Annotated in this window: 22 protein-coding genes; 11 read left to right on the top strand and 11 right to left on the bottom strand. The window is 69.4% G+C overall.

Features of this window, described 5'->3' with window-relative positions; all coding sequences use genetic code 11:
* Positions 1 to 117 precede the first annotated feature (117 nt).
* The gene (locus PQB87_RS18655) at positions 118 to 1,554 is read right to left on the bottom strand and encodes a DUF1254 domain-containing protein (protein ID WP_059649004.1); all 1,437 of its coding nucleotides are present in this window, start codon (positions 1,552 to 1,554) and stop codon (positions 118 to 120) included.
* Between the two features lie 452 nt (positions 1,555 to 2,006).
* Between PQB87_RS18655 and PQB87_RS18650 the strand changes: the two genes are divergently transcribed.
* Positions 2,007 to 2,330 (top strand): type II toxin-antitoxin system HicB family antitoxin, encoded by a 324-nt coding sequence (locus tag PQB87_RS18650; RefSeq protein ID WP_489243471.1) that lies wholly within the window; start codon positions 2,007 to 2,009, stop codon positions 2,328 to 2,330.
* A gap of 183 nt (positions 2,331 to 2,513) precedes the next feature.
* Entirely contained in the window at positions 2,514 to 5,588 is a 3,075-nt protein-coding gene (locus PQB87_RS18645) for a heavy metal translocating P-type ATPase (protein ID WP_489243470.1), read from the top strand.
* Between the two features lie 269 nt (positions 5,589 to 5,857).
* Here the strand turns inward: PQB87_RS18645 and PQB87_RS18640 are convergent, their stop codons facing one another.
* The 4 genes from PQB87_RS18640 to PQB87_RS18625 form a co-directional block, all read right to left on the bottom strand.
* A complete protein-coding gene (locus PQB87_RS18640; RefSeq protein WP_059688033.1) occupies positions 5,858 to 6,337 on the bottom strand; it encodes a GNAT family N-acetyltransferase in 480 nt (159 codons plus the stop codon).
* A 189-nt stretch (positions 6,338 to 6,526) separates the two neighbouring features.
* Positions 6,527 to 6,682, bottom strand: a complete 156-nt coding sequence (locus tag PQB87_RS18635; RefSeq protein WP_006481665.1) for a hypothetical protein — start codon at positions 6,680 to 6,682, stop codon at positions 6,527 to 6,529.
* A gap of 175 nt (positions 6,683 to 6,857) precedes the next feature.
* Positions 6,858 to 8,375: a flagellar hook-length control protein FliK gene (locus PQB87_RS18630; protein ID WP_301862984.1), complete on the bottom strand. Its 1,518-nt coding sequence runs from the start codon at positions 8,373 to 8,375 to the stop codon at positions 6,858 to 6,860.
* Positions 8,376 to 8,467: 92 nt separating this feature from the next.
* Positions 8,468 to 9,166, bottom strand: coding sequence for an MgtC/SapB family protein (locus PQB87_RS18625; RefSeq protein ID WP_027790353.1), 699 nt, complete (start codon positions 9,164 to 9,166; stop codon positions 8,468 to 8,470).
* Between the two features lie 114 nt (positions 9,167 to 9,280).
* Here PQB87_RS18625 and PQB87_RS18620 point away from each other — a divergent pair, with 114 nt between their 5' ends.
* Positions 9,281 to 10,390 (top strand): AGE family epimerase/isomerase, encoded by a 1,110-nt coding sequence (locus PQB87_RS18620; RefSeq protein ID WP_153490439.1) that lies wholly within the window; start codon positions 9,281 to 9,283, stop codon positions 10,388 to 10,390.
* Here PQB87_RS18620 and PQB87_RS18615 read toward each other — a convergent pair.
* Positions 10,363 to 11,982, bottom strand: coding sequence for a methyl-accepting chemotaxis protein (locus PQB87_RS18615; RefSeq protein WP_489243469.1), 1,620 nt, complete (start codon positions 11,980 to 11,982; stop codon positions 10,363 to 10,365). The two genes, PQB87_RS18620 and PQB87_RS18615, sit on opposite strands and share 28 nt — an antisense overlap.
* Positions 11,983 to 12,253: 271 nt before the next feature.
* On the opposite strand from PQB87_RS18615, the gene PQB87_RS18610 reads away from it, so the two are divergent.
* Complete coding sequence (locus PQB87_RS18610; RefSeq protein WP_059523219.1) at positions 12,254 to 12,697, top strand: PaaI family thioesterase; 444 nt, start codon at positions 12,254 to 12,256, stop codon at positions 12,695 to 12,697.
* On the opposite strand, the gene PQB87_RS18605 is transcribed toward PQB87_RS18610, so the two are convergent.
* The 4 genes from PQB87_RS18605 to PQB87_RS18590 all read right to left on the bottom strand — a co-directional run bounded on the left by PQB87_RS18605 (position 12,645) and on the right by PQB87_RS18590 (position 15,305).
* Positions 12,645 to 13,025, bottom strand: a complete 381-nt coding sequence (locus tag PQB87_RS18605; RefSeq protein WP_489243468.1) for a type II toxin-antitoxin system RelE family toxin — start codon at positions 13,023 to 13,025, stop codon at positions 12,645 to 12,647. The two genes, PQB87_RS18610 and PQB87_RS18605, sit on opposite strands and share 53 nt — an antisense overlap.
* Before the next feature lie 7 nt (positions 13,026 to 13,032).
* Positions 13,033 to 13,281, bottom strand: coding sequence for a type II toxin-antitoxin system Phd/YefM family antitoxin (locus PQB87_RS18600; RefSeq protein WP_489243467.1), 249 nt, complete (start codon positions 13,279 to 13,281; stop codon positions 13,033 to 13,035).
* A gap of 117 nt (positions 13,282 to 13,398) precedes the next feature.
* Positions 13,399 to 14,451: a CaiB/BaiF CoA transferase family protein gene (locus tag PQB87_RS18595; RefSeq protein WP_489243466.1), complete on the bottom strand. Its 1,053-nt coding sequence runs from the start codon at positions 14,449 to 14,451 to the stop codon at positions 13,399 to 13,401.
* 86 nt (positions 14,452 to 14,537) lie between these two features.
* On the bottom strand, positions 14,538 to 15,305 hold the full coding sequence (locus tag PQB87_RS18590; protein ID WP_489243465.1) for an IclR family transcriptional regulator: 768 nt from the start codon (positions 15,303 to 15,305) through the stop codon (positions 14,538 to 14,540).
* A gap of 134 nt (positions 15,306 to 15,439) precedes the next feature.
* Between PQB87_RS18590 and PQB87_RS18585 the strand changes: the two genes are divergently transcribed.
* The 7 genes from PQB87_RS18585 to PQB87_RS18555 all read left to right on the top strand — a co-directional run bounded on the left by PQB87_RS18585 (position 15,440) and on the right by PQB87_RS18555 (position 22,959).
* Positions 15,440 to 16,222, top strand: coding sequence for a crotonase/enoyl-CoA hydratase family protein (locus tag PQB87_RS18585; RefSeq protein WP_059622095.1), 783 nt, complete (start codon positions 15,440 to 15,442; stop codon positions 16,220 to 16,222).
* Positions 16,223 to 16,301: 79 nt separating this feature from the next.
* Positions 16,302 to 17,522: a CaiB/BaiF CoA transferase family protein gene (locus PQB87_RS18580; protein ID WP_060068059.1), complete on the top strand. Its 1,221-nt coding sequence runs from the start codon at positions 16,302 to 16,304 to the stop codon at positions 17,520 to 17,522.
* Complete coding sequence (locus tag PQB87_RS18575) at positions 17,519 to 18,319, top strand: enoyl-CoA hydratase/isomerase family protein (RefSeq protein ID WP_489243464.1); 801 nt, start codon at positions 17,519 to 17,521, stop codon at positions 18,317 to 18,319. Before PQB87_RS18580 ends, PQB87_RS18575 begins: the two co-directional genes overlap by 4 nt.
* Before the next feature lie 85 nt (positions 18,320 to 18,404).
* Positions 18,405 to 19,457 carry a porin gene (locus tag PQB87_RS18570; protein ID WP_489243463.1) on the top strand — a complete coding sequence of 351 codons (1,053 nt, stop codon included), beginning with the start codon at positions 18,405 to 18,407 and terminating at the stop codon, positions 19,455 to 19,457.
* A 10-nt stretch (positions 19,458 to 19,467) separates the two neighbouring features.
* Positions 19,468 to 20,790 (top strand): MFS transporter, encoded by a 1,323-nt coding sequence (locus PQB87_RS18565; protein WP_489243462.1) that lies wholly within the window; start codon positions 19,468 to 19,470, stop codon positions 20,788 to 20,790.
* A gap of 37 nt (positions 20,791 to 20,827) precedes the next feature.
* Positions 20,828 to 21,982, top strand: coding sequence for an acyl-CoA dehydrogenase family protein (locus PQB87_RS18560; RefSeq protein ID WP_489243461.1), 1,155 nt, complete (start codon positions 20,828 to 20,830; stop codon positions 21,980 to 21,982).
* 38 nt (positions 21,983 to 22,020) lie between these two features.
* Positions 22,021 to 22,959: an alpha/beta hydrolase gene (locus tag PQB87_RS18555; protein ID WP_489243460.1), complete on the top strand. Its 939-nt coding sequence runs from the start codon at positions 22,021 to 22,023 to the stop codon at positions 22,957 to 22,959.
* 58 nt (positions 22,960 to 23,017) lie between these two features.
* Here the strand turns inward: PQB87_RS18555 and prpF are convergent, their stop codons facing one another.
* Positions 23,018 to 24,211, bottom strand: coding sequence for a 2-methylaconitate cis-trans isomerase PrpF (gene prpF, locus PQB87_RS18550; RefSeq protein ID WP_059688045.1), 1,194 nt, complete (start codon positions 24,209 to 24,211; stop codon positions 23,018 to 23,020).
* Positions 24,212 to 24,221: the final 10 nt, after the last annotated feature.

Genomic DNA, 24,221 nt, shown 5'->3' with positions numbered 1-24,221 from the left:
GCACCGGAGAACCGGTCGGCCGCGCACGCTATCCCGAAAGTATAGGCTCAGGTGGTAACAGTACGGGGTTCGGGCGCCGCCGCGCCCGCCGGTCGGACAACGCCGCCGGCCCTCCGTTCATTTCCGGACGACGACGGGCGGCATCCACGATCCGTCGCTCGCCTGCGGCTTCGGTGCGTACAGGCGCAACGCGAGTGCGAAATCGGCGCGCGGCGCCGGCAGCCAGTTGCCCGCATGCGTGCCGCCCGGCGACGCCGACACGACGATGTCGATCGACCCGTCGTGGTTGCGGCGCAGGCGGTCGCGATCGCCGAGCGAGCGGCGCGCCGACCCGACGTCGGGCAGCGCGCCGTTCGTCGCATACGGCGTGAGCGTCCAGAACGCGCGAACCGGCGGCAGCGCGCCCGGCGCGAAATGCAGCACGTAGCGGTTCGCTCCGTTCAGCGGATGGCCGTCGCTGTCGACACGCACGACCGCAAGCGTTTCGTCGTCGCGCGTCGCGGTGCCGAACTGCGTGTAGGCCGCGTACGCACGCAGCGTGTAGTCCTGGCCGTACTTGCCGGCCGTATCGCCGATCCAGCTCCAGCCGTTCGCGTTCAGCAGGTTCGACGGCGGGGTCGCGAGCCGCGCGCGCGCCTCGGCGACGCCGGCCGTCGCGGCCGCGAGGCGGTCGCCCGTCCACAGCACCGGGTAGCCGGCCGACACGCCGATGTCGCCGAGCAACGCCTGCGCGTGTGCGTCGTCGGCCGGCGCCGGGTTGTCCTGTAGCGCCTGCGCGAAACGCGCGAAAAACGCCTTCGGGTCGAGCGCGGCCACCTGCTCGGCCGGCGTGCCGCCGCCCACCGCCTCGGACGGCGCGCTGCCCGCATGGACCGCCACCGACGCGCCGCGCGCCGCACCCGTGTAGACGGACAGCGGCACCACGCGGATCGCGCGCTGCAGTTTCTTCACGTTCGTCAGGTCGCGCCCGCCGCTCGTCTGCAGACGGACTTCGAGCCATGCGTTGGCCGACGGGACGTCGATCCGGACGGCGCCCTTCGGCAGCGTGCCCTGCCAATCCTTCGCGGCGAAGGCAATCGTTTGCGATCGCACACCGCCGCGTGTGCCGCGTGCAGCCACGCTCGACGACGACCACAGCACGTTCGTCCACATGTCGAGCGCACGCGCGTCCCAGTAACGGCCGCGCGTGTCGGGCAACGTGACGATCACGGGTTCGGCGGCGACGTCGAGCCAGCCGGTCGAGTCGAGCGTGTCGACGCCCGGCAGCGGCGGATTGACCGCGCCGACGGGCGGCAGCGCCTGCGCGTGGCGCAGCGTGTTGAGCGGCGCCTGCCCCGGCTGTGCGCCGTCGCCGCCCGTCGCCGCTTCCTTCGCAACGTCCATCAGCACGAGCGGATACGCGTATACATAGGAGTCGGCGACTTCCGCGCGCATCCAGCCGGTTTTCCGCTGAATGGCATCCGGTTGCGACGCGCACCCCGCAAGCAACGCCGCCATGGCCAGCGACGCGCACGCGCGCCGCAGAGAAACTGATTCCTGCTGGTTTTCAATCATCGAGTACTGGCCGAATATCGTTCTTTTCAGTCAACGCCTTGTGCGACGCGCGAATGGCGAAAGCAAGGCACCCCAGCGTGCCCGGATAACCGTTTCGTGACGTTGCGTAACGGTGGGCGCTGATGTCAGGCCGGTATCATAGCGCCTACGGGCATCCCCTAATATGCCGAATAGTTGGCCGAACGCTAGCCGTATTGTCGACAAATTCGAAATAGTTCTGGCGATTTGCAACAAAACAGGGGATATCGGAGCGACACACGCTCAAGGCGAAACAATCTCGAGTGCAGGGGCCGGTTGGTCGATTGCCGAATGGTGTCACTAATGACACCATTCGAAATGGCTGGCGTATGGAAGATCCTCGAACTCATGAGGCGCGGGCCCGCGAACGTGCGATTCAACGATCAGGTGCGACAGGTTCTCGACGCGATCGATCGACGGAAGGAACAGAAATCATGACTCAAGACCACTTTACGTACCGCGTAACGTGGTCCCCGGAGAACGGGGAGCACGTTGGCCTGTGCGCGGAATTCCCGTCTCTTTCGTGGCTCGACGCAACGCCGGAAGGTGCGCTGGCCGGTATTCGCCGGCTAGTCGCCGATGTCATTCGCGACATGACCGCAAACGGAGAAAAGGTGCCCGAGCCGATCGCCGACCGCACCTACAGCGGTGAATTCAAGGTTCGCATCCCGCCGCAGGCACACCGCGCGCTGGTGATCCAGGCCGCCGAGCAGGGCGTCAGCCTGAATCGTCTCGCGAGCGCCAAGCTTTGCGCCTGATCGCGCAGTCGAGCGCAAAGGCCCGCCCCTCCCGGATGTCGGTCAGGAATCCGGGAGATTGCTTTTCCGCGTTGTGACACCCTGTGTGCATCGGCACGCGCTGCCGCCGCTTGACCTTACCATCATGGGAATGTTGATACTGGGTCCATTCGCGGCACGAGCCGTGCATTTTGGGAATCCGACATGACTGAACCACTTGCCTCCGCAGCGCTGCACACGATCAGGCTGAGCGTCGACGGCATGCATTGCGGCGGCTGCACGGGCCGCGTGCAACGGGCGCTGGCCGCAGTGCCGGGCGTGGTCGACGCGGCGGTCGACCTCGACGCGCACGCGGCGACGGTGACTGCGCAGGAAACCGTCGACGCCGCACGACTGATCGAGGCGGTCGGCGCAGCCGGCTACGGCGCCTCCGTACGCGCACCGGTGCTCGAAACCGCCGCCGCCGCGCATGCGCATCCTGTCGAAGCATCGCCCGCGTCGATGGCCGCAGCCGCTTCGACAGCCGGCCATCCGCTTCCCGCCAACAGCACCATCGAACTCGATATCGACGGCATGACCTGCGCGTCGTGCGTGTCGCGCGTCGAGAAAGCGCTGGCGAAGGTGCCGGGCGTCACCCGCGCGTCGGTCAACCTCGCGACTGAACGGGCGACCGTCGATGTCACGGCCGACGTTTCCGCCGCACAACTGGTGGAAACCGTGAAACAGGCCGGCTACGGCGCGACACCGACCGTAACGGATGCAGGCTTCACCGCGCTCGCCCCCTCCTCGCCTGCCGCGCCCGCCAGCATCGAACTCGACATCGACGGGATGACCTGCGCGTCGTGCGTGTCGCGCGTCGAGAAAGCACTGGCGAAGGTGCCGGGCGTCACGCGCGCGTCGGTCAACCTCGCGACCGAACGGGCGACCGTGGACGCCGCGTCCGACGTTACCGCCGCCCGGCTCGCCGAAGCCGTCAAACAAGCCGGATACGGCGCGACGCCGGTTGCTGGCGCGGCCATCCCGCCGGCTGCTTCCACCGCCCCCGCCGACCTCGAACTCGACATCGACGGCATGACCTGCGCGTCCTGCGTCGGCCGCGTCGAAAAGGCGCTGGCCGCCGTGCCGGGCGTCGCGCGCGTTTCGGTCAACCTCGCGACCGAGCGCGCATCGGTGCACGGCGCCGGCGCCCTCGACGCCGCCACGCTGATCGCGGCCGTCACCACCGCCGGCTATCGCGCGTCGCTCGCCGACGCGTCGTCAGCCGGCGCCGACACGCAACCGGCCAGCGCCGCACAGGACCCCGAAACACGCAAGCGCCTCGAAGCGATCCGCGAACGCGATCTCGTGATCTGGTCTGCGGTGCTGAGCGCGCCCCTGATCGCGCCGATGCTCGTCGCGCCGTTCGGCATCCACCTGATGCCGAACGGCTGGGTCCAGCTCGTGCTCGCCTCGATCGTCCAGTTCGGCTTCGGCGCGCGCTTCTATCGCGCGGCCTGGCACGCGGTGAAGGCGCGCACCGGCAACATGGACCTGCTCGTCGCGCTCGGCACGTCGGCCGCATACGGGCTGAGCCTGTGGATGCTGCTGCGCGGCACCGGCCATCCCGGCCACCTGTATTTCGAGGCGTCGGCCGTCATCGTCACGCTGGTGCGCTTCGGCAAATGGCTCGAATCGCGCGCGAAGCGCCAGACCACCGACGCGATCCGCGCGCTGAACGCGTTGCGTCCCGACCGTGCCCGCGTCGTCGAGCACGGCATCGAACGCGACGTGCCGCTGGCGCAGGTGCGTGTCGGCACCCGCGTCAGCATCCGGCCCGGCGAGCGCGTGCCCGTCGACGGCCGGATCGTGTCGGGCCGCTCGCACGTCGACGAATCGCTGATCACCGGTGAAAGCCTGCCCGTGCCGAAGGACGACGGCGACCCCGTCACGGCCGGCTCGATCAACGGCGAAGGCGCGCTCGTCGTCGAAACCACCGCGATCGGCGCGGAGACGACGCTCGCGCGCATCATCCGCCTCGTCGAATCCGCGCAGGCCGAGAAGGCGCCGATCCAGCGGCTCGTCGATCGCGTGAGCGAGGTGTTCGTGCCGGCCATCCTCGGCATCGCGGTGCTGACGCTGATCGGCTGGCTGATCGCCGGCGCCGGCACCGAAACCGCGATTCTCAACGCGGTCGCGGTGCTCGTCATCGCGTGCCCGTGCGCGCTCGGCCTCGCGACGCCCGCCGCGATCATGGCCGGCACGGGCGTCGCAGCGCGGCGCGGCGTGCTGATCAAGGATGCGCAGGCGCTCGAACTCGCGCAGCGCACCACCGTGATCGCGTTCGACAAGACCGGCACGCTGACCGAAGGCAAGCCGTCCGTGACGGCGTTCGAAGCCGTCGGCGTGCCGCATGACGAAGCGCTCGCGCTCGCGGCGGCGGTGCAGCGTCAGAGCGACCATCCGCTCGCGCGCGCCGTGGTCGCCGCGCACGACGCCGACGTTGCCGCACGCGGCAGTGCGGTGCCGCCGGCAAGCGCGGCCGATGCGCGCGCGGTGGCGGGACGCGGCGTGGAAGCCCGCGTCGGCGGGCAGTTGCTCGCGCTGGGCAGCACACGCTGGCGCGACGAGCTCGGCATCGCCGTGCCGCCCGCGCTCGACGCCCGCGCGGCGGAGCTCGAACGCGCGGGCAACACGATCTCGTGGCTGATGCGCGCCGATGCGCCGCGCGCGTTGCTCGCGCTGATCGCTTTCGGCGACACCGTGAAGCCGGGCGCCCGCGACGCGATCGCGGCACTGTCGGCGCGCGGCGTCGCGAGCGTGCTCGTGACCGGCGACAACCGTGGCAGCGCGGCAGCCGTCGCGGCGTCGCTCGGCATCGGCGAGGTGCATGCGCAGGTGCTGCCCGACGACAAGGCGCGCGTCGTCGCCGAGCTGAAGCGCACGCACGGCGGAATCGTCGCGATGGTCGGCGACGGGATCAACGATGCGCCCGCGCTTGCCGCGGCCGACGTCGGCATCGCAATGGCCACCGGCACCGACGTCGCGATGCATACAGCCGGCATCACGCTGATGCGCGGCGACCCGGCGCTCGTCGCCGATGCAATCGACATCTCCAGACGCACGTACCGGAAGATCCAGCAGAACCTGTTCTGGGCGTTCGTCTACAACCTGGTCGGCGTGCCGCTCGCGGCGCTCGGCTGGCTGAACCCGGTGATCGCGGGCGCGGCGATGGCGTTTTCCAGCGTCAGCGTCGTGACCAACGCGTTGCTGCTGCGGAGATGGAAAGGGCGCGCGCACTGAGCGGGTGTGGGCGTCGCGTGCAGGACGGTCGAAGGGTCGAAGGGCCGTTCGGCTGTCGGTGTTTGATGGTCGGGGTCGGTTGCTTGGGGCTTGGGGCTTGGGGCTTGGGGCTTGGGGCTCGGCGCTCGGCGCTCGGCGCTCGGCGCTCGGCGCTCGGCGCTCGGCGCTCGGCGCTCGGCGAGCAGGAAGGATCGGGAGTGTGGACGGTGCAGGCCGTCCGCGACGTACCCGGTTGGCCGCAAGTGCCACCTGAGCGCCTGCCAGCTGATTCAGCCCGGAATGACCGGCTTGATCAACGTCGTCGTGATCGGCGCGAAGCCGCACGCACGATACAGCGCGCGGGCCGCCGTGTTGTGATTGAACACCGACAGCCCGATCTCGGTGATGCCGTAGCGGCGCGCCTCGGCGTCGAGCGCATCGAGCGTGCGTGTGGCCCAGCCCTGGCGACGCCGGGACGGGACGATGTCGAGGTCGTAGATGAACAGCGTGCGGTTCGGCCCTTCGGGCACGATCGCGTACCAGAGGTCGCCCACTGTGTCGCCGCTGGCGGCGTCGACGAGCACGACGAGGGTCTGGCCGGAGGTTCGCAGGCCATCCGGCAGCAGCGTGTCGAAACAGGCGCGCGCCCGGCTGGCCGCGTCTTCGACAGCATTTTGTCCGGATGAGACGAGATCGCGCGCGTAGCCGTCGATGGCTCGCGTACGGTACGCGTGGAATTCACTGGCCGTCATCGGCCGCATCTGCAGCATGGCCCGGTCACCGTGAACGGATTCGGACTTCCAGTGTAGCGGGACGGTCGCGCCGGCGCGCGATACGGCGGCGGAAAGCGGGCAGGCAGGTGCGGCGGACGTCGCGCTGGCCGCGAATCGGCGAATCAGCGAATCAGCGAATCAGCGAATCAGCGAATCAGCGAATCAGCGAATCAGCGAATCAGCGAATCAGCGACGATACAGGACGATCGGCACGAGGTGCGCACGGCGCACGCGCTCGGCTTCGGCACGACGCGCAGCGTACGAGTATTCGGCGTCGAGCGGCAGGTGGGGCGACACGAACAGGTCGTCGATCTTTTGCAGCAGGGCAAGGATGAAGCTCATGTGAGACTCCTGACAGATGTGACTAGGGTTTTCCCTTAGATGGACGCTATTCTAAGGGTTTTCCCTGAACTCTGCCAGCGCACCGCATCAGTTTGCCGCATGCGCGCGGCGCCTGATCGCCGACGCGAAACCGCGATCCTTGCTCCGCCGGGCTCCCAGGATAGGGTCGAAACGATTAGCGTGTGCGGTGCGCACGTTTCGCGACGGCCGCCTCGCGATTCGCGTTGCGCTGGAGCCGGTCGACTTGCGACAGAAGCGCCTCGTGATGCTCCTCGAGCGTCATCAGCGTCGCCTGCTGCGTCGACAGATCGGCCGCGAGGCGATCGATCCGCTGCTGCTTCGTGGCGACGTCCTGCTTCAGGTGCGCGATCTGCCGCGTCTGAAGCACCAGCGCTACGAGTCCGGCCAGCACGACGACGGCCAACGCCAGCAGCAGGCGGTTGACGCGGCGCATCTCGCGATCGGCCGCGCGCGTCAAACCGTCGACGTCGGCCTGCAGCGCGGCGAGCCGGTCGGTCAGCGGACGCAGGTGCGTATCCGGATCGAAGACCGGCGCGGCCGGTTGCGCGCGCTCCACCGACGGCTTCGTGACAAAGGACGCAGCGGAAGCCACCGGCTGGGTGGCAGGGGATACGGTGGTGTCGGGGTGCGGCGCGGCGTCTGCGGCCTTCGCAATATTCGCCGTATTCGCCGTATTCGCCGTATTCGCCGTATTCGCCGTGTTCGCCGTGTTCGCCGTGTTCGCCGTGTTCGCCGTGTTCGCCGTGTTCGCCGTGTTCGCCGTGTTCGCCGTGTTCGCCGTGTTCGCCGGGTTCGCGGCAATTGCCGTCTTGGTCGGCTCCGCCGACGCCTGCGGCTCGACGATCGACACCGCGTCCGGTGCCGGACTCGCCCCGGCCGCTGCTCGCGCCGTGTCGACGCTCGTCACGACTGGCGCAGATTGCTCTGCTGTCGCGTCGCTTGCCCCGGCAGCCGCCCGACGTTTGCCGCCCGACGACGCGCGACGCTCCTTCACGGCGTCGCCGGAAGATCGCCCTTCGCGGGATTTGACGGCGGCGGCAGCGACAACAGCCTGCTCGACTTCACCGCCAGCTGTTTGCGTTTCGGTCACCTTCGGCGCCGTATCATCGGCCGCTTGCAGCCTGGTCGCCGCCATTGTGACGGCGTCGGCCGCGGGCACATCGGCGGCCTTCGTTGCAACACCACCCGCCACGGGAATATCGACCGCCTTCATCGCAACAGCCCCGGAGGCCGGCACGATGTCGGCATCTGCAACCTCCTCACCTTGCGGCACCGAAACGCCATGGGCCACCGTCGCGACTTCCGGCGTCACCGCGCCCTCTACCGCTTCCGCATGTGCCGCCGCGCCCGCCCCTTCCCGCGCACCGAACCCGTCCAGCGCGGGCTGCCGCCCGGAGGCCACATCGTCCGCGATATCGGCCGCTGCATCGGCCTGCGCCCCCGCTTCGTCGCGAACCGCAACCGGCGCGCGCTCGCCAGGCTCGAACACCGGATCGCCGAACAGGTCGAGCGTTCGCTCGTCCCGCGACGCGTCGACGGCCGGCGCACTGCCGGACCGCGCCGTCGCCCTCGCGGACGTACTCCCCGCGGCAGCAGCCGAGCGCTGGCGGGAACGGGCCGACGAACGATTGGAACGGGAACGGGAGCGAGGCGAGGAAACGGATTCGGTCATGGAGATCGGATAGCGGGGCCCGCGAACACGGAACCGGATGTCGAACGGAATCGGTGGTCGGCCATTGTCGCATGCCCCGTTGCCGATTCAGCCTATTCGTCGCCCGACAGCCCGTTGCCCTCTTCAAAACGCGTCACGCCCTTCAGCGCGCGCAGCTTGTCGCAGATCGCCTGGTATTCGAGCGCCGACACCCGCGCGAGCGCGATGCGCACCTCGTCGTGCTCGCCCGTGTCGTCGGCACGCTGCACGATGAACTGCTTCACGCGCGCACTGTCCGGGCCGAGCGCCGCATGCAGCGAATCGAAGTTCAGCGTGCCGCTCACGACCGTCAGCGCGACCTGGCGGCGCTGCCGCACCGTGAAATAGCGCCGCTCCAGCGGCTTGATGCCTGCCAGGATGATCAGGATGATGATCGTCGCCGAAATCGACGCGACGTACAGCCCGCCCCCCACCGCAAGGCCGATCGCGGCGACCGACCACAGGCTCGCGGCGGTCGTCAGCCCGCGCACGATCTCGCCGCGCAGCAGGATCGAACCCGCGCCGAGGAAGCCGATGCCCGACACGACCTGCGCGGCGATCCGCGACGGATCGAGCATGATGTGCTCGCTGCTGCCGAGCACGTCGGCGAAACCGAACGCCGACACGATCATGATCAGCGTCGAACCGACACAGACGAGCATGTGCGTGCGCAGGCCGGCGGCCCACGACAGGCGCTCGCGCTCGAAGCCGATGACGCTGCCGAGCGCCGCCGCGAGAACGAGCCGCATCACGAGTTCCAGGTTGCTCAGCATGCGATTTATCTCCTTTTTTGGTGCCGGCCGCGCGGAATGTTTTATCCTTGGCCCCGGCCGCGCCGATCCTCCGGGCCGCGCCGACACGTTTCGAACCCAGCGCTCAACCCCGTCATGTCCGTTTCCGACTCCGCTTCCGCCCAGGCCGCCCAGCTGCGCCACCATTTCGCGCACGTCGTCTTGCCGATCTGGCGGGGTTCAGGGTTCGACCAGACATTGCAGCTGCCGTTCGAAGCCGTCGATCCGGCCACCCACGCGCCGCTGCCCGTGACCCGTTATCGCGCAATGGCGTGCGCACGGCAACTGTTCGTGTTCGCGCAGGCCGGCGACACCGCGCACGCAGCCACGCTGTTCGACGCGCTGGGCCGGCGCTTTCGCGACACGCGCCACGGCGGCTGGATCTACAGCGTCGACGCGCAGGGCGCGCCGCTCGACACGACCAAGGATCTCTATACGCACGCATTCATCGTGTTCGCGTGTGCCGCCTGGTATGCGGCGTCGGGCGACGCCGCCGCGCGCACGACGGCCGAGGAGACCGCCGCGCTGATCCGCGACCGTTTCGCGCCGCATCCCGGCGACGCGCTGCTCGATGCGGCGCGCGACGCCGATTTCTCGTCGTCCGGCAGCGGGGCGCTGCAGAATCCGCTGATGCACCTGACCGAAGCGTGGCTCGCGGCTGCCGATGCCTTCGGCGACGCGGCGTTCGACGACGCGCTCGCGCACACCGCGCAGGCCGTCGAGCGCACGTTCGTCGACGCGGCGACCGGCTGCGTGGCCGAGCTGCCGCTCGGCGCGGCAGACAACCGTTTCGAGCCCGGTCATCAGTTCGAGTGGTTCTACCTGGTCGATGCGGCCGGCGCGCGGCTCGCGCAAACGGGGCTCCCCGCTACGCTGTCGCGTGCGTTCGGCTTTGCGGAGCAATACGGTGTCGATCCGCAGACGGGCGGCGTCTGCGCGGCGCTCGATGCGCAAGGTGCGTGCGTCGACGGCACGCAGCGGATCTGGGCGCAGACGGAGTACCTGCGCGCGCTCGCGACGCACGGCGGCACGCCGGCCTCCGCGCCGCTCGCGCGGCAGATCGAGCGCTTCGCCGCGCGCTTCCTGCATCCGCGCGGCTGGTTCGAGTGCAAGACGGCCGACGGGCAGGTGTCGCGCGCCGACATGCCGTCGACGACGCCCTACCACCTCGCGACCGCCTACGCGGCGCTGCCGGCCGGCTCGTAACCCGTCCCGGCGAACGACGACGCCGCGCGTTCATCGCGCGCGGCACGGCCATCGCCCAGTTCGAATACCGACACGGCCTGCATCAGGTGCGCGGTCTGGTCGTTCAACGACGCGGCCGCCGCCGCGACTTCCTCGACCAGCGCCGCGTTCTGCTGCGTGAGCTGATCCATCTGCGTGACGGCCTGGTTCACCTGCTCGATCCCGACGCTCTGCTCGACCGACGCCGAGGTGATCTCGGACATCGTCTGCACGACGCGCGTGATCGACGTCGACACCGTCCGCATCGCTTCGCCGGCGCGCTCGACGAGCTCCGCGCCGCCGTTGATCTGCGCGACCGAATCCTCGATCAGCGCCTTGATCTCCTTCGCCGATTGCGCGCTGCGCTGCGCGAGCGAGCGCACTTCGCCCGCGACGACCGCGAAGCCGCGGCCCTGTTCGCCGGCCCGCGCGGCCTCCACGGCCGCGTTCAGCGCCAGGATGTTGGTCTGGAACGCGATGCCGTCGATCACCGAGATGATCTCCGCGATCCGCCCCGAGCTCTGCGCGATGCCGCGCATCCGGTCGATCACGCTGTCGACCACGCCGCCGCCGTGGCTCGTCGCCTCGAGCGCCGCGTCGGCCAGCGCGCTCGCCGCACGTGCGCTGTCGGTGTTCTGACGGACGGTTGCCGTCAGCTCCTCCATGCTCGCGGCCGTTTCCTCGAGCGACGCGGCCTGGGTGCCGGTGCGCGCCGACAGGTCGGCGTTGCCGCCCGCGATCTCGCCCGCGCCGAGGTGAATCGCATCGGACGCCTGGCGCACCGTGCGCACGGTGCCCGCGATGCTCGTCTGCATCGTCGCGAGGCCGCGCAGCATCCGGTCGATCTCGAACACGCCACCTGCCCGCACGACTTCATCGAGCCGGCCCTGCGCGATCCGCTCGAAATGGCGGCCGGCTTCCTCCAGCGGCGCTACGACCGCGCGCCGTGCGACCGCATAGATCGCCGCGCTCGCCACGAGCATCGCCACCAGCAGCACGATGCCGACCGACTTGAACCACAGCATGCCGCCGTCGATCGTATCGAGCGCCGAGCGGCTCGATGTGCCGCCGTAGTCGGTGAAGCGGCGCAGCTCGGCGATATAGGCGTCCTGGATGCTCTGCGTCGGCTGGTCGAGGAATGCCTGGATGTTGTCGGCATCGAGGAACTGCACGAGTTCGCCCAGCGCGCCGCGCAGCGCGCGATAGCGCTCGGTGAGCGCCGCGACGCGCGCGCGGTTGGTCTCGTCGACCGGCTGCACGGCCGTCAGCGCGGCGAACGCCTTGTCGGCTTCCGCGAGCGAAGCGCCGGCATGGCGGATGATGTCGTCCGGTTTCGGGCCGCCGCGCACCATCCGCGTGCCGGCGCGCGACAGGTTGATGCGCGCGTCGAGCAGCTGCTGGGTGGCCTGGCTCGCCGCGCCGACCTGCGTGATCGCGACGTTCGACAGGTCGTCGACGCCGCTGCGCGTCGACGTGAGCGCCCAGAAGCCGAGCGCCTCGATCGCGAACAGGAAAAGGCAGAACACGGTCAACACGCCGAGCAGACCCGACGCGAGCTTGATTTTTCCGAACATGGGGGAGATTCCTGGAAAGCGGACGATGAGGCAATGCCCCGGCATTAGCGGCATTTCTTCGTCGGACTTTAGGGCCGGGAGACGGCAAAGTTCTCGTTGCTCGTGCATTCCCGCGGAATCGCCGGCAAACCGGGGGATCTTTGGTATTCGACGCAATAATCGCGTCGCATCGCGCCGGAATTTGCACGAAATGCGGACGAATTTCCTTGCTTATCCGCAGCCCCCTTCCTAGAGTTCAGCGCAAGCGGGCACTCATTGCGAAGGAAGTTCGATGACCGACATCACGGATCACGCGCGCGGCGCATTGCGCGCGCAACCGTTCAGCATGCTGCTGGGCACGGAGCTGATGCATATCGGCGACAACGAAGTGTCGCTGTGCCTGCCCGTGCGCGACGAACTGCGGCAGCAACACGGGTTCGTGCACGGCGGCGTCATCAGCTACCTGGCGGACAACGCGCTGACGTTCGCCGGCGCGCTCGTGCTGGGCCCGCGCGTGATTACGGCCGAATACAAGATCAACTACCTGCGGCCGGCCGTGAACGGCACGCTCGTCGCGCGCGCGAAGCTCGTGTACGCGGGCCGGCATCAGGCGACCTGCCAGTGTCACGTGTTCGTCATCGACGGCGATCACGAACGGCTCGTCGCGATCGCGCAAGGGACGATCAACCGCGTCGGCGACGGGAAGATGCCGGATGCGCCGGAAGAGACGGCCTGACGGGCGGCACCGGCCGGTTCGACGAGACAAGCCGCGAAACGCCGAGGCCACAGCGCGTGTCGCACTGGCATTTCATCGCGGCGAGACAGACCGCATCGCGTTCGCGACGCCACAGCGCGACCACCCGCACGACGACCTCCGCCTCGCGCACTTCGTACACGAGGCAATAGCGGACACTGCGCAGCCCGATCTTGTCGCGGTCCAGTTGACCGCGCGGCCTGGTCGAAGGAATGCGAGGATTTTCGAGCCGTTCGGCAAGTCTCGCCTCGAACCGATCGCGAACGGTGCGGTCGAGCTTCTTCCACGCCTTCGACGCAGGTTCGAGCAACGCGAACTCAAAGGTCAGCCAGCTTGACCTTGACGATGTTCCCGTTGGCGCGCGAATCGACGAGCGCGTTGGCTTCGATATCCTCGAGACGTTCGACCATCGCCTCCCATGTCTTCGCCGGGATGCAGTAAAACGCCGGTTCGTTGTGGTTCAGGATCGCGACCGGGAAGCCCTCGCCCGCCGCCACGGTTCCCATCGGGTTCCGCTTCAGCTCCGAAACGCTCGCCGTCACGCTGGCCAGAATGGTGTGACGCATGTCCGCTCCTGATTCGATCGAAATTTCGCCATACCTTATTCGGTACCCAATTTGGCTCCATCCCGAATGCCCTCAAGATAACGCCGGGTTTGCTCCCTCACCGCGAGCTTCGACGCGCTACTCGGCCTCATCCCCCGCCAGCGGCAAAAACCGCGGCGCCACCTGCGCCCGCACGTTGCCGTTCTCGTCCGTTCGATAGATCCCGCGTGCGACGTTATGCGGATGCGCGACCGCGTCCGCCACGCTCAGCAGCGGCGCGAAGCACACGTCGGTGCCTTCGAGCAGCGCGCGCCAGTACGCGGACGGCTGCTGCGCGAACACGTCGGCGAAACGCGCCTTCAGCGCGGGCCAGCGTGCGCGGTCGTACTGCGACGCCGGATCGACGTCGGTCAGCCCGAGCCGTTCGACCAGCAGCGCGTAGAACGGGGGCTCGAGCGCGCCGATCGTCACGCACTCGCCGTCCGCGCAGCGATACACGTCGTAGAACGGCGCATCGTGGAACAGGCTCGGCTGCGCGCCGTCGAGCTGCCCGTTCGCGCGCGCCCACAGCGCGAGCGAACCGAGCATCGACACGATGTCGACGATCGCGCCGTCGACCACCCGCCCCGGCCCGCCGCCGCGCACGTCGAACAGCGCGCAGACGATCCCGAACGCGAGCCCGAGCGCGCCGCCCGCATCGCCGACGACGGTCGGCGGCAACCCCGGCCGGCCGTCGCGCGGCGCGGACAGCGACAGCAGCCCTGTCAGCGCGACGTAGTTCAGGTCGTGTCCGGCCGCGGCCGCGAGCGGGCCGTGCTGGCCCCAGCCGGTCATCCGGCCGTACACGAGCTTCGGATTGCGGCGCGCGCAATCCTCAGGCCCGAGGCCGAGCCGCTCCATCACGCCGGGCCGCAGGCCCTCGATCAGCGCATCGGCCCGCGCGATCAGGTCGAGCGCGGCCTCGCGGCCGGCCGGCGACTTCAGGTCGAGTTCGACGATCGTCTTGCCTTCGCGCAGCAGGTCGCCGTCGCGGGCCTTCAATGCGTCCGGCGCGCTCGTGCGGCCGGCCGGGCGCGCGATCAGCGTGATCCGCGCCCCCATCCCAGCGAGCATCCAGCCCGCGAGCGGGCCGGGGCCGAGACCTTCGAATTCGATGATGTGGATGCCGGAAAGCGGCGCGTTCAATGACATGAGAGCCTCGCTGAAATGCAGTCGGGACAAGAGCGGCGAAACCGCCCGATTCTATGCGAATGCCTGCGTGCGCCGGCCTCGTCCGGCTAGCCGGCCGCCGCATCCGGACGCTGCGCGTCCAGCGCCTCGCGCATCGCCCGCACGATCGCGTCGCGACGCGCGCCGATCCGCTCGACGGGCCCGGCCACCCCCATGGCCAGCGGCAGGCCGTTCCAGCCGTCCGCGATCACCATCGAGATCATCGCGGCGCCCTGCGTGACCGTATGCGCCGAATAGGAATAACCGAGCCGGCGCGTCTGCTCGACCTTGTCGAGCACGACGTCCTCGTCGATCGTCCTGCCCGATTTCCCGATCCGGCGAATGCTGCGCGATACGAGCCGGCGGATCGTGCTGTCCGGCTGAAGGCTCAGCAGCGCCCAGCCGAGCCCCGACATGCAGATCTCGCGACGCGTGCCGATCGGCGCGTAGAACTGGATCGGAATCGTATGCGAGCCCTCGACCGCGTCGATGTACTGCACGTACAGGTCGCTCTGCACCGCGATCACCACCGCCTCGTGCGTGCGCAGCGCCAGCCGTTTCGCGACGGCATGCCAGTGCCGCCGGCTGCCGGCCGCCGAATCGACGAGCGCTTCGCCGAGGTTGACGAGCCGTGCGGTCGGCGCATACGCGTGGGTTGCGTCGTCGTACGAAAGATAGCCGAGCACCTTCATGCTGGTCAGCAACGCCGCCGCGCTCGACCCCGGATACCCGCAACGCGTGGCGATCTCGCGCACGCTCAGCGGCCGCTGCAATGCGCTGAAGAGTTCCAGCACCTCGAACACGCGCGCCGCGCTCTTGACCACGTTTCCGCTCATCCCGCCCTCTCCGCTGCAACCGGGACGGGCCTTCCACATATGTGGAACGGAATTTCCCGCCGCCAACCGTCGTGACGATACTAGGCTTCGGCCCGCGGCGTGAAGCCCCGCGGCACAGAACACACGGAGACATCATGGCAGCCTTTCTGATCCGTGAACGGCAGGGCCCGATCCTGACCGTCACGATGAACCGTCCCGAAACCCGTAACGCCATTTCGGACACCGATGCGATCGACGCGCTGACCGAATGCTGCGACGACGCGAACCGCGACGAGTCGATCCGCGTGCTGGTCCTGACCGGCGCCGGCACGACGTTCTCGTCGGGCGGCAACGTGAAGGCGATGCGCGCCTTCATGGAATCGGAGTCGCACGATCCTGCCGCGATCCGGTCCAGCTACCGCCGCGGCATTCAGCGCCTTGCACGGGCGTTCCAGCAACTCGAGGTGCCGGCCATCGCGGCGGTCAACGGCCCGGCGATCGGCGCCGGCACCGACCTCGCGTGCATGTGCGACATCCGCATCGCCGCCGACCGCGCGCGCTTCGCCGAGAGCTTCATCGCCCTCGGCCTCGTGCCCGGCGACGGCGGCGCGTGGTTCCTGCCGCAGATCGTCGGCGCCGCCGTCGCCGCGGAAATGTCGTTCACCGGCGACGCACTGGACGCGCAGGCCGCGCTGCGCTGCGGGCTCGTGTCGCGTGTCGTGCCCGACGCCGACCTCCTCGCGCACGCCCATGAACTGGCCGGCCGCATCGCCCGCCACTCAGGCACCGCGTTGCGCCTGACCAAGCGCCTGCTGCGCGAAAGCCGCCATGCAAGCCTCGACACGGTGCTCGACCTGTCGGCGTCGTACCAGGCGTTCGCGCACGCGACCCCGGAACATCGCGCGGCGGTCGACGCACTCTTTGCCGCACGCGGCTGAACCCCGACGCATCACGGACGTGCAGCCGGCGCGTGCCGGTCTGCCGGCGCATCGCATCCCCATCGAAGGAGACATCGTCATGACCAGCAGTAACGAAGGCGCGCTCGCAGGCGTGCGTGTGGTGGACCTGAGCCGCGTCTATGCGGGGCCGTTCTGCGCGCAGACGCTCGCCGACCACGGCGCGGACGTCATCAAGATCGAACCGCCGCAGGGCGACGAAACGCGCGACTGGGGGCCCGCGATGCCGAACGGCCTCTCCAGCTACTACTGGGGGCTCAACCGCAACAAGCTCAATCTCGCGCTCGACCTGTCGCATCCCGACGGACGCGACGTGCTGTTCCGCCTGCTCGAGACAGCCGACGTGCTGGTCGACAACTTCAAGCAGGGCACGCTCGAACGCTGGGGCATCGGCTACGAAGACTGCCTGCGCGAGCGCTTTCCGCGCCTCGTCCACTGCTCGATCTCCGGATACGGCACCGACGGCCCGCTCGCGCGGTTTCCGGGCTACGACGCCGTCGCGCAGGGCCTCGCCGGCTTCATGTCGATCAACGGCGAACCGGGCGGCATGCCGCTCAAGGTGCCGTTTCCGGTCGTCGACTTCGCGGCCGGCATGAGCGCCGTATCGAGCGTCCTGCTTGCGCTGGTCGAACGGACGCGCTCCGGCCTCGGCCAGCACGTCGACATCGACCTGTTCAGCACGGCGCTGTCGATGCTGCATCCGGTCAGCACGAGCTGGATGGCGACCGGCGAGGTTCCCGTCGCGACCGGCAACGTGTACGGCGCGATCGCGCCGTACGGCGTCTATCCGTGCAAGGACAAGCCGGTCGCGACCGGCGCCGGCAACAACCGCACGTTTGCGCGGCTCGTCGAAGCGCTCGGCGTGCCGGAGCTGGCGCGCGATCCACGGTTCGCGACCAACGCGCAGCGCGTCGCGCATCGCGATGCGCTCGACACGCTGCTCGGGCAACTGACCGCCGAGCTGCGTGCCGACGAGGTCGTCGAGCGGCTGATGCAGGCCGGCGTCGCGACGGGACCGGTGAACACCGTCGCCGACGCGTTCGGCCATCCGCAAACCGCTCGCAACGCGATGTTCGTCGACACCGACACGTACACCGGCGCGGGCATCCCCGCCAAGCTTTCCCGTACGCCCGGATCGATACGCCGGCCGCCGCAGCCGTTCGCCGCCGACACCGACGCCGTGCTCGACGCGTTCGGTATCGACGCGGCCCGTCGGGATGCGTTGCGGCAGGCGGGCGTGCTCCACGACACGCGCGCGAATGCTGCCGGGAGCGCGTCATGACCACGCCGGGCGCATTTTCCTCGCTGACGGGCGACGACGCCCCGTCGATCCTGCGCAACGACGACGACGGCATCGCGTGGCTGACGATCCATCGCCCGCACGTCGCCAACGCGCTGTCCGCCGACGCGATCCGGCGCCTGTGCGATGAACTGGTCACGCTCGACGACAACCCGTCGATCCGCGTCATCGTGATCCGCGGCGCGGGCGAACGCGCATTCAGCGCGGGCGTGGATCTCGGCGATCCCGAGATTCGCGGGATGCGGCCGATGCGCGGGCTCGCCCGCAACGTGCACGAGCTGATCCTGGAACTGCGCAAGCCGACCATCGCGGCCATCAACGGCTTCGCCGTCGGCGGCGGCTTTGAAATCGCGCTCGCGTGCGACCTGCGGATCGCCGCCGATCACGCGACCTTCGCGCTACCCGAGGCGCGCGTCGGGATGGGCGCGAATTTCGCGAGCGTGCTGCTGCCGCGCCTGCTGCCGCGCGCGATCGCGATGGAGCTGCTGTTCACGGGCCGACGCTTCGACGCGGACGAGGCGCAGCGCATCGGCTTGCTGAACCGCGTCGTCCCCGCCGCCGCACTCGACGACACCGTGCGCGAACTGGCGCAGACGATCTCCGAAAACGCGCCGCTCACGATCCGCCGCATCAAGGAAACCGCGACACGCAGCCAGGGGCTGCCGGTGGCCGCCGCGCTGCGGCTGGACGTCGGCCCCGACGTCTACGCGAGCGAGGACCGGATCGAGGGCGCCCGCGCGTTTCTCGAGAAACGCAAGCCGGTATTCAAGGGGCGCTGAACCGACGCGGTACGGCAGCACCCCGCGCGCAACCGCTCCCAGAACGCGGGCGCGCCACAACAAGACATGGAACGGAGACACCTTCATGCAACGGAAAGCATTCCTGATCGGCGCGTGCGTGCTGAGCGCCACGTCGGCGCACGCATCGTCGGTCACGCTGTACGGGATCGTCGACAGCTACGTCGAATTCGACCGCATCGGCAGCCTGTCGAGCCTGCGGCAAAGCGGCGGCGGCTCGTCGACGAGCCGCATCGGACTGACGGGCGTCGAGGATCTCGGCGGCGGCACGTCGACGAAGTTCGTGCTGGAAAGCGGCTTCTCGCCGGCCGACGGATCGTTCCAGGGCGGCACGCTGTTCTACCGGCAGGCCTACGTGTCGCTGCAGAACACGCGCTACGGCGACCTTCGGCTCGGCCGCCAATACACCCCCGCGTTCTACATCGTGTACGACGGCGATCCGTTCGGGCTCAACGAACGGCTGTCGCCGCTCGCGCTGCTCGCGACGTCGACGGACACGATCACGAGCAACACGACGCCGCCGATTCCGCGCTTCAACCAGGCGGCGTCGTATCTGAGCCCCGACTGGAACGGCCTGCGCGTGATGGCCACGTACGGCTTTCCGACGCCCAACGCGCTGTCCACGCAGGCCGGGCGCAACTACGGCGCCGGGCTCCAGTACCGGATCGGCGGGCTCTATCTCGGCGCCGGCTTCCAGGGCGACACGTCGGCCGGCAACCTGGCGCCCGTCGTCTCGCCGTCGACGACGCGCCACTACGTGTTCGCGGCCAACTACGCGTTCGCGCGCGTCAAGCTGTACGCCGCGTTCCTGTACGGCGTCGGCACGGCGCCGCACCTGCCGGCGTTCTCGACCGCGAGCGCCGGCGCGTCGATCAACGTCGGCGCGCTCGATCGCGTGCTCGTCTCGGTCGTGCGTCGCGACGTGAAAGGCTCGGCGAACGACGCGACCGCGCTCGGCGTCGGCTACGACCATCCGCTGTCGAAGCGCACGTCGCTCTACGCCCGCTATCTGTACGTGAAGAACGGCGGCGACGCCCGCGACACGGTCGCCGTCGGCCTGCAGCCGCAACCGGGCGGCACCGGGCAGGTGTTCGCGCTCGGCATCGCCCACCGCTTCTGACGGAGTGCCCATGACCCCGACCCTTTCCACTCACGCGCCCGCCGCCGGCGATCACGCGACGCAGGCGCTCTACCGCCGGATCTCGCGCCGGCTGCTGCCGTTCCTGATCCTCTGCTACACGCTTTCGTTCATCGACCGGATCAACATCGGTTTCGCGCACGCGCAGATGGCCGCCGAACTGCACTTCTCCGACGCCGTCTACGGGCTCGGCGCGGGCATCTTCTTCATCGGCTACATGGCGTTCGAGATTCCGAGCAACGCGCTGCTGGCGCGGATCGGCGCACGCAAGACGATTGCCCGGATCATGGTGCTGTGGGGGCTCGGCTCGGCCGCGACGATGTTCGTCACGACGCCCGCGCAGTTCTACGCGTGCCGCTTCCTGCTCGGCGTATTCGAGGCCGGCTTCTTCCCCGGCATCCTGTTCCATCTCGGCGCGTGGTATCCGCCGCGGCAGCGCGCGAAGGCGTTCGCGCTGTTCATGACCGCGCTGTACCTCGCCGGGCTGATCGCCGGCCCGGTGTCGGGCGCCATCCTCTCGTTCTTCGACGGCGCCGCCGGCCTGAGCGGCTGGCAGTGGCTGTTCCTCGTCGAAGGGCTGCCGAGCAGCGTGCTCGGCCTCGTCGCGCTGCGCTTTCTCGACGACCGGCCGGACGACGCGCGCTGGCTGTCGGACGCCGACAAGGCCGCGCTGCGCGCCGCGCACGCGCACGCCGAAGCCGGCACGCCGGACGCGAACGCGGCACGGCCGCTGCTTGCGCACCGCGATTTCTGGCTGCTGTGCGCAGCCAATTTCGCGATCGCGGCCGCCGGCTACGCACTCGTGTTCTGGATGCCCGTGATCCTGCATCGCGGCGGCCTGCATGGCGCGATGCGGATCGGGGTGCTGTCCGCGCTGCCCTACCTGTGCGGCATCGTCGGCATGCTCGCGATGGGCTGGCGCACCGAGCGGCGGCGCGAATGGCGCGGGCACGGCGCAGTGGCGATGCTCGCGTGCGCGGCCGCGCTCGCCGGGCTGGCGAGCACCACCGGCACATCGCACCTGATGATCGCGCTCTGCGTCGCGGTCGCCACGCACGCCGCGACGCTGCCCGCGTTCTGGGTGCTGCCGGGGCTCGCGCTGCCGAAGCGCTCGATGGCGGTCGCGATCGCTGCGATCACGATGTCCGGCGCGATCGGCGGGTTCGCGAGCCCGTTCCTGATGGGCGTGCTCAACACGGCCACCGGGTCGATGCGCGGCGGCCTCTATTTCAACGCCGCGCTGCTCGCGGCCGGCGCCGTCGCCTTGCTCGGCACGCTGCGCACCCGCGCGGTGTCGCGCGCGAACGCCGGCTGACGGCATCGCCCCCCTTTACCCACCCTCATCGACTCCCATGAATTTCGACCTTGAACTCGAACACCGGATGATCCGCGACCTCGTCGCACGTTTCGTGCAGGACGAGCTGATCCCGCTCGAAGCAGCGGTCATGGCCCGCGAGGCCGACGGCCAGCGCTTCGGGCTGCTCGACGAAGAACGCGCACACCTCGACGAGCGTTCCCGGCAGCTCGGCCTGTGGGGCCTCGACGCGCCGCTCGACGCCGGCGGCTCGGACCTGCCGGCCGTCGCGATGGTCGGCGTCAACGAAGCGATCGGCACGACCGTGACGCCGTACATCCTGCCACCCGATTCGCCGAACCTGCGGATGCTGTGCGACGCGGCCGACGACGCGCAGCGCGTGCACTATCTCGAACCGTACGCACGCGGCGTCACGCGTGCCGCGATGGCGATCTCCGAACCGGGCGCCGGCTCGGACCCGGGCGCGCTGTCGACGACGGCCGTGCGCGACGGTGACAGCTGGGTGCTGAACGGACGGAAGATCTGGATCAGCCATGCGCCCGAAGCCGACTGGACGATCGTGATGGCGCTCACCGATCGAAGCAAGGGCAAGCGCGGCGGCATGTCGGCGTTCATCGTCGACCGCGACACGCCCGGTTTCATCATCGAACGGCGGATCCCGATGATCGGCGGGCTGTCGACCTACGAAATCGTGCTGGACGACTGCCGCATTCCCGCCGCGCAACTGCTGGGCCAGGAAGGTGCCGGCTTCGCGCCGATGCAGGCACGGCTCGCGAACCGGCGTCTGGAAATGGCCGCGTGGTGCATCGGCCGCGCCGAGCGCGCGGTCGCGATGCTGTGCGACCATGCGAAACAGCGCAAGACCTTCGGCGTGCCGCTCGCGGAACGCCAGGCGATCCAGTGGTGGGTCGCCGACGCGCTCACGCAGATCCACGCGTGCCGCCTCATGACCTACGAAGCGGCCGCGCGCGTGGATGCCGGACAGGATGCACGCACGCAGATCTCGATGGTCAAGGTGTTCGCCACCGAAATGGCGTCGAGCGTCATCGATCATGCGATGCAGGCGCTAGGCGCGATGGGCATGACGAAGGAAATGCCGTTGCAGCAGATGGCCAGCGAAGCGCGGCTGATGCGCATCTTCGAGGGCCCGACCGAGGTGCACCGTTGGGTCATCGCGCGCAGCGTGCTCTGACCGCGGTGCACCGCCCACCTTCACGATGGAGCCATACGTTGGACACCCTGCATCTCGTCGACCCCGAAATCCGCCCGCTGCTCGAGACCTGGCCGACCGTCACGCTCGGCATCGACAACCTCGCGCAGTCGCGCGAACGCGTGCTGCCGCTGCCACCGCCCGACCTGGCCGGCAGCACGCTCGAACGCCGCACGGTACCCGGCCCCGCCGGTGCGCCGGACGTCCCGGTCCTCGTCTACCTGCCCGACCATCACGCGCGCCCGCTCCCGGCGATCGTCCACCTGCATGGCGGCGGCTTCGTGCGCGGCAAGGCGAAGGATCTCGAGGCGGTGCACCGGTCACTCGTGACGCAGCTCGGCTGCGCGCTGATCTCGATCGACTACCGGCTCGCGCCGGAAACCGTGTTTCCCGGCGCGATCGAGGATTGCTACGCGGCGCTCGCGTGGGTCTTCCGCCATGCCGATACGCTCGGCATCGATGCGTCGCGGATCGGCGTGGCGGGCGAGAGCGCGGGCGGCGGACTCGCCGCGTCGCTGGCGCTGCTGGCCCGCGACCGCGGCGAATACCGGCTCGCGTTCCAGCATCTGATCTACCCGATGCTCGACGATCGCACCTGCACACGCACGCCGCACCCGCATGCCGGCGAGTTCGTCTGGCACGCGGCCAACAACCGGTTCGGCTGGGCCTCGCTGCTCGGTCACGCGCCGGGCATCGACGGCGTGTCGCCCTACGCGGCCGCCGCGCGCGCCACGCGGCTCGACGGCCTGCCGCCCGCGTTCCTGTCGGTCGGCTCGCTCGACCTGTTCCTCGACGAAAACCTCGACTATGCGCGGCGCCTGCTCCGCGCGGGCGTGCCGACCGAACTGCACGTGCTGCCCGGCGGCGTGCACGGTTTCGACATCGTGCCCGGCGCGCGCATCGCCGAAACGGCGCGCCGCCTGAGCCACGACGCGCTGCGCCGCTTCCTGCACGGCTGACGAAAACGACGCGGGCGGCCGAAGCCGCCCGCATCTGCGCCGATACCACCGGCCACGATCAGAACGCGTCGCCCGGCACCCGCACCCAGCCTTCCATCAGCACACGCGCGCTGCGGCTCATGATCGCCTTGGTGACGGTCCACTCGCCGTTCTCCTGCTGCTGCGCTTCCGCGCCCACGCGCAGCGTGCCCGACGGATGCCCGAAGCGCACCGCGTTGCGTTCGCCGCCGCCCGCCGCCAGGTTGACGAGCGTGCCGGGGATCGCCGCGGCCGTGCCGATCGCGACCGCCGCCGTGCCCATCATCGCGTGGTGCAGCTTGCCCATCGACATCGCGCGCACCAGCAGGTCGACGTCGCCCGCGTTCACGCGCTTGCCGCTCGACGCGACGTAATCGGCCGGCTTCGCGACGAACGCGATCTTCGGCGTGTGCTGCCGCGTCGCGATTTCATCGAGCGTGTCGATCAGGCCCATGCGCAGCGCGCCGTGCGCACGGATCGTCTCGAACTTCTCGAGCGCCTTCGCATCGCCGTTGATCGCGTCCTGCAGCTCGGTGCCCGTATAGCCGATCGCTTCCGCCTCGACGAAGATCGTCGGGATACCCGCGTTGATCATCGTCGCCTTCAGCGTACCGACGCCCGGCACCGCGAGATCGTCGACGAGGTTGCCGGTCGGGAACATCGACCCGCCCGCGCCTTCCTCCTCGGCGGCCGGGTCCATGAATTCGAGCTGCACTTCGGCGGCCGGGAACGTGACGCCGTCCAGCTCGAAGTCGCCCGTCTCCTGCACCGCGCCGTTCACGATCGGCACATGAGCAACGATCGTCTTGCCGATGTTCGCCTGCCAGATCCGCACGGTCGCGATGCCGTCGCGCGGCACGCGCGACGGATCGACGAGCCCGCCGCTGATCGCGAACGGGCCGACGGCCGCCGACAGGTTGCCGCAGTTGCCGGTCCAGTCGACGAACGCCTTGTCGATCGCGACCTGCCCGAACAGGTAGTCGACGTCGTGGCCGGGCCGCGTGCTCTTCGACACGATCACCGTCTTGCTGGTGGACGACGTCGCGCCGCCCATCCCGTCGATCTGCTTGCCGTACGGATCGGGGCTGCCGATCACGCGCAGCAGCAGCGCGTCGCGCGCGGCGCCCGGCGCCTGCGCGGCATCCGGCAGGTCCTGCAGCCGGAAGAACACACCCTTGCTGGTGCCGCCGCGGATATAGGTCGCGGGAACCCTGATTTGAGGAATGTGAGCCATGTCCGTGTTC

The organism is Burkholderia sp. KL41, assembly GCF_057005415.2.
The sequence above is the reverse complement of the archived record's forward strand: the minus strand, read 5'-3'. Positions and strand labels throughout refer to the sequence as shown.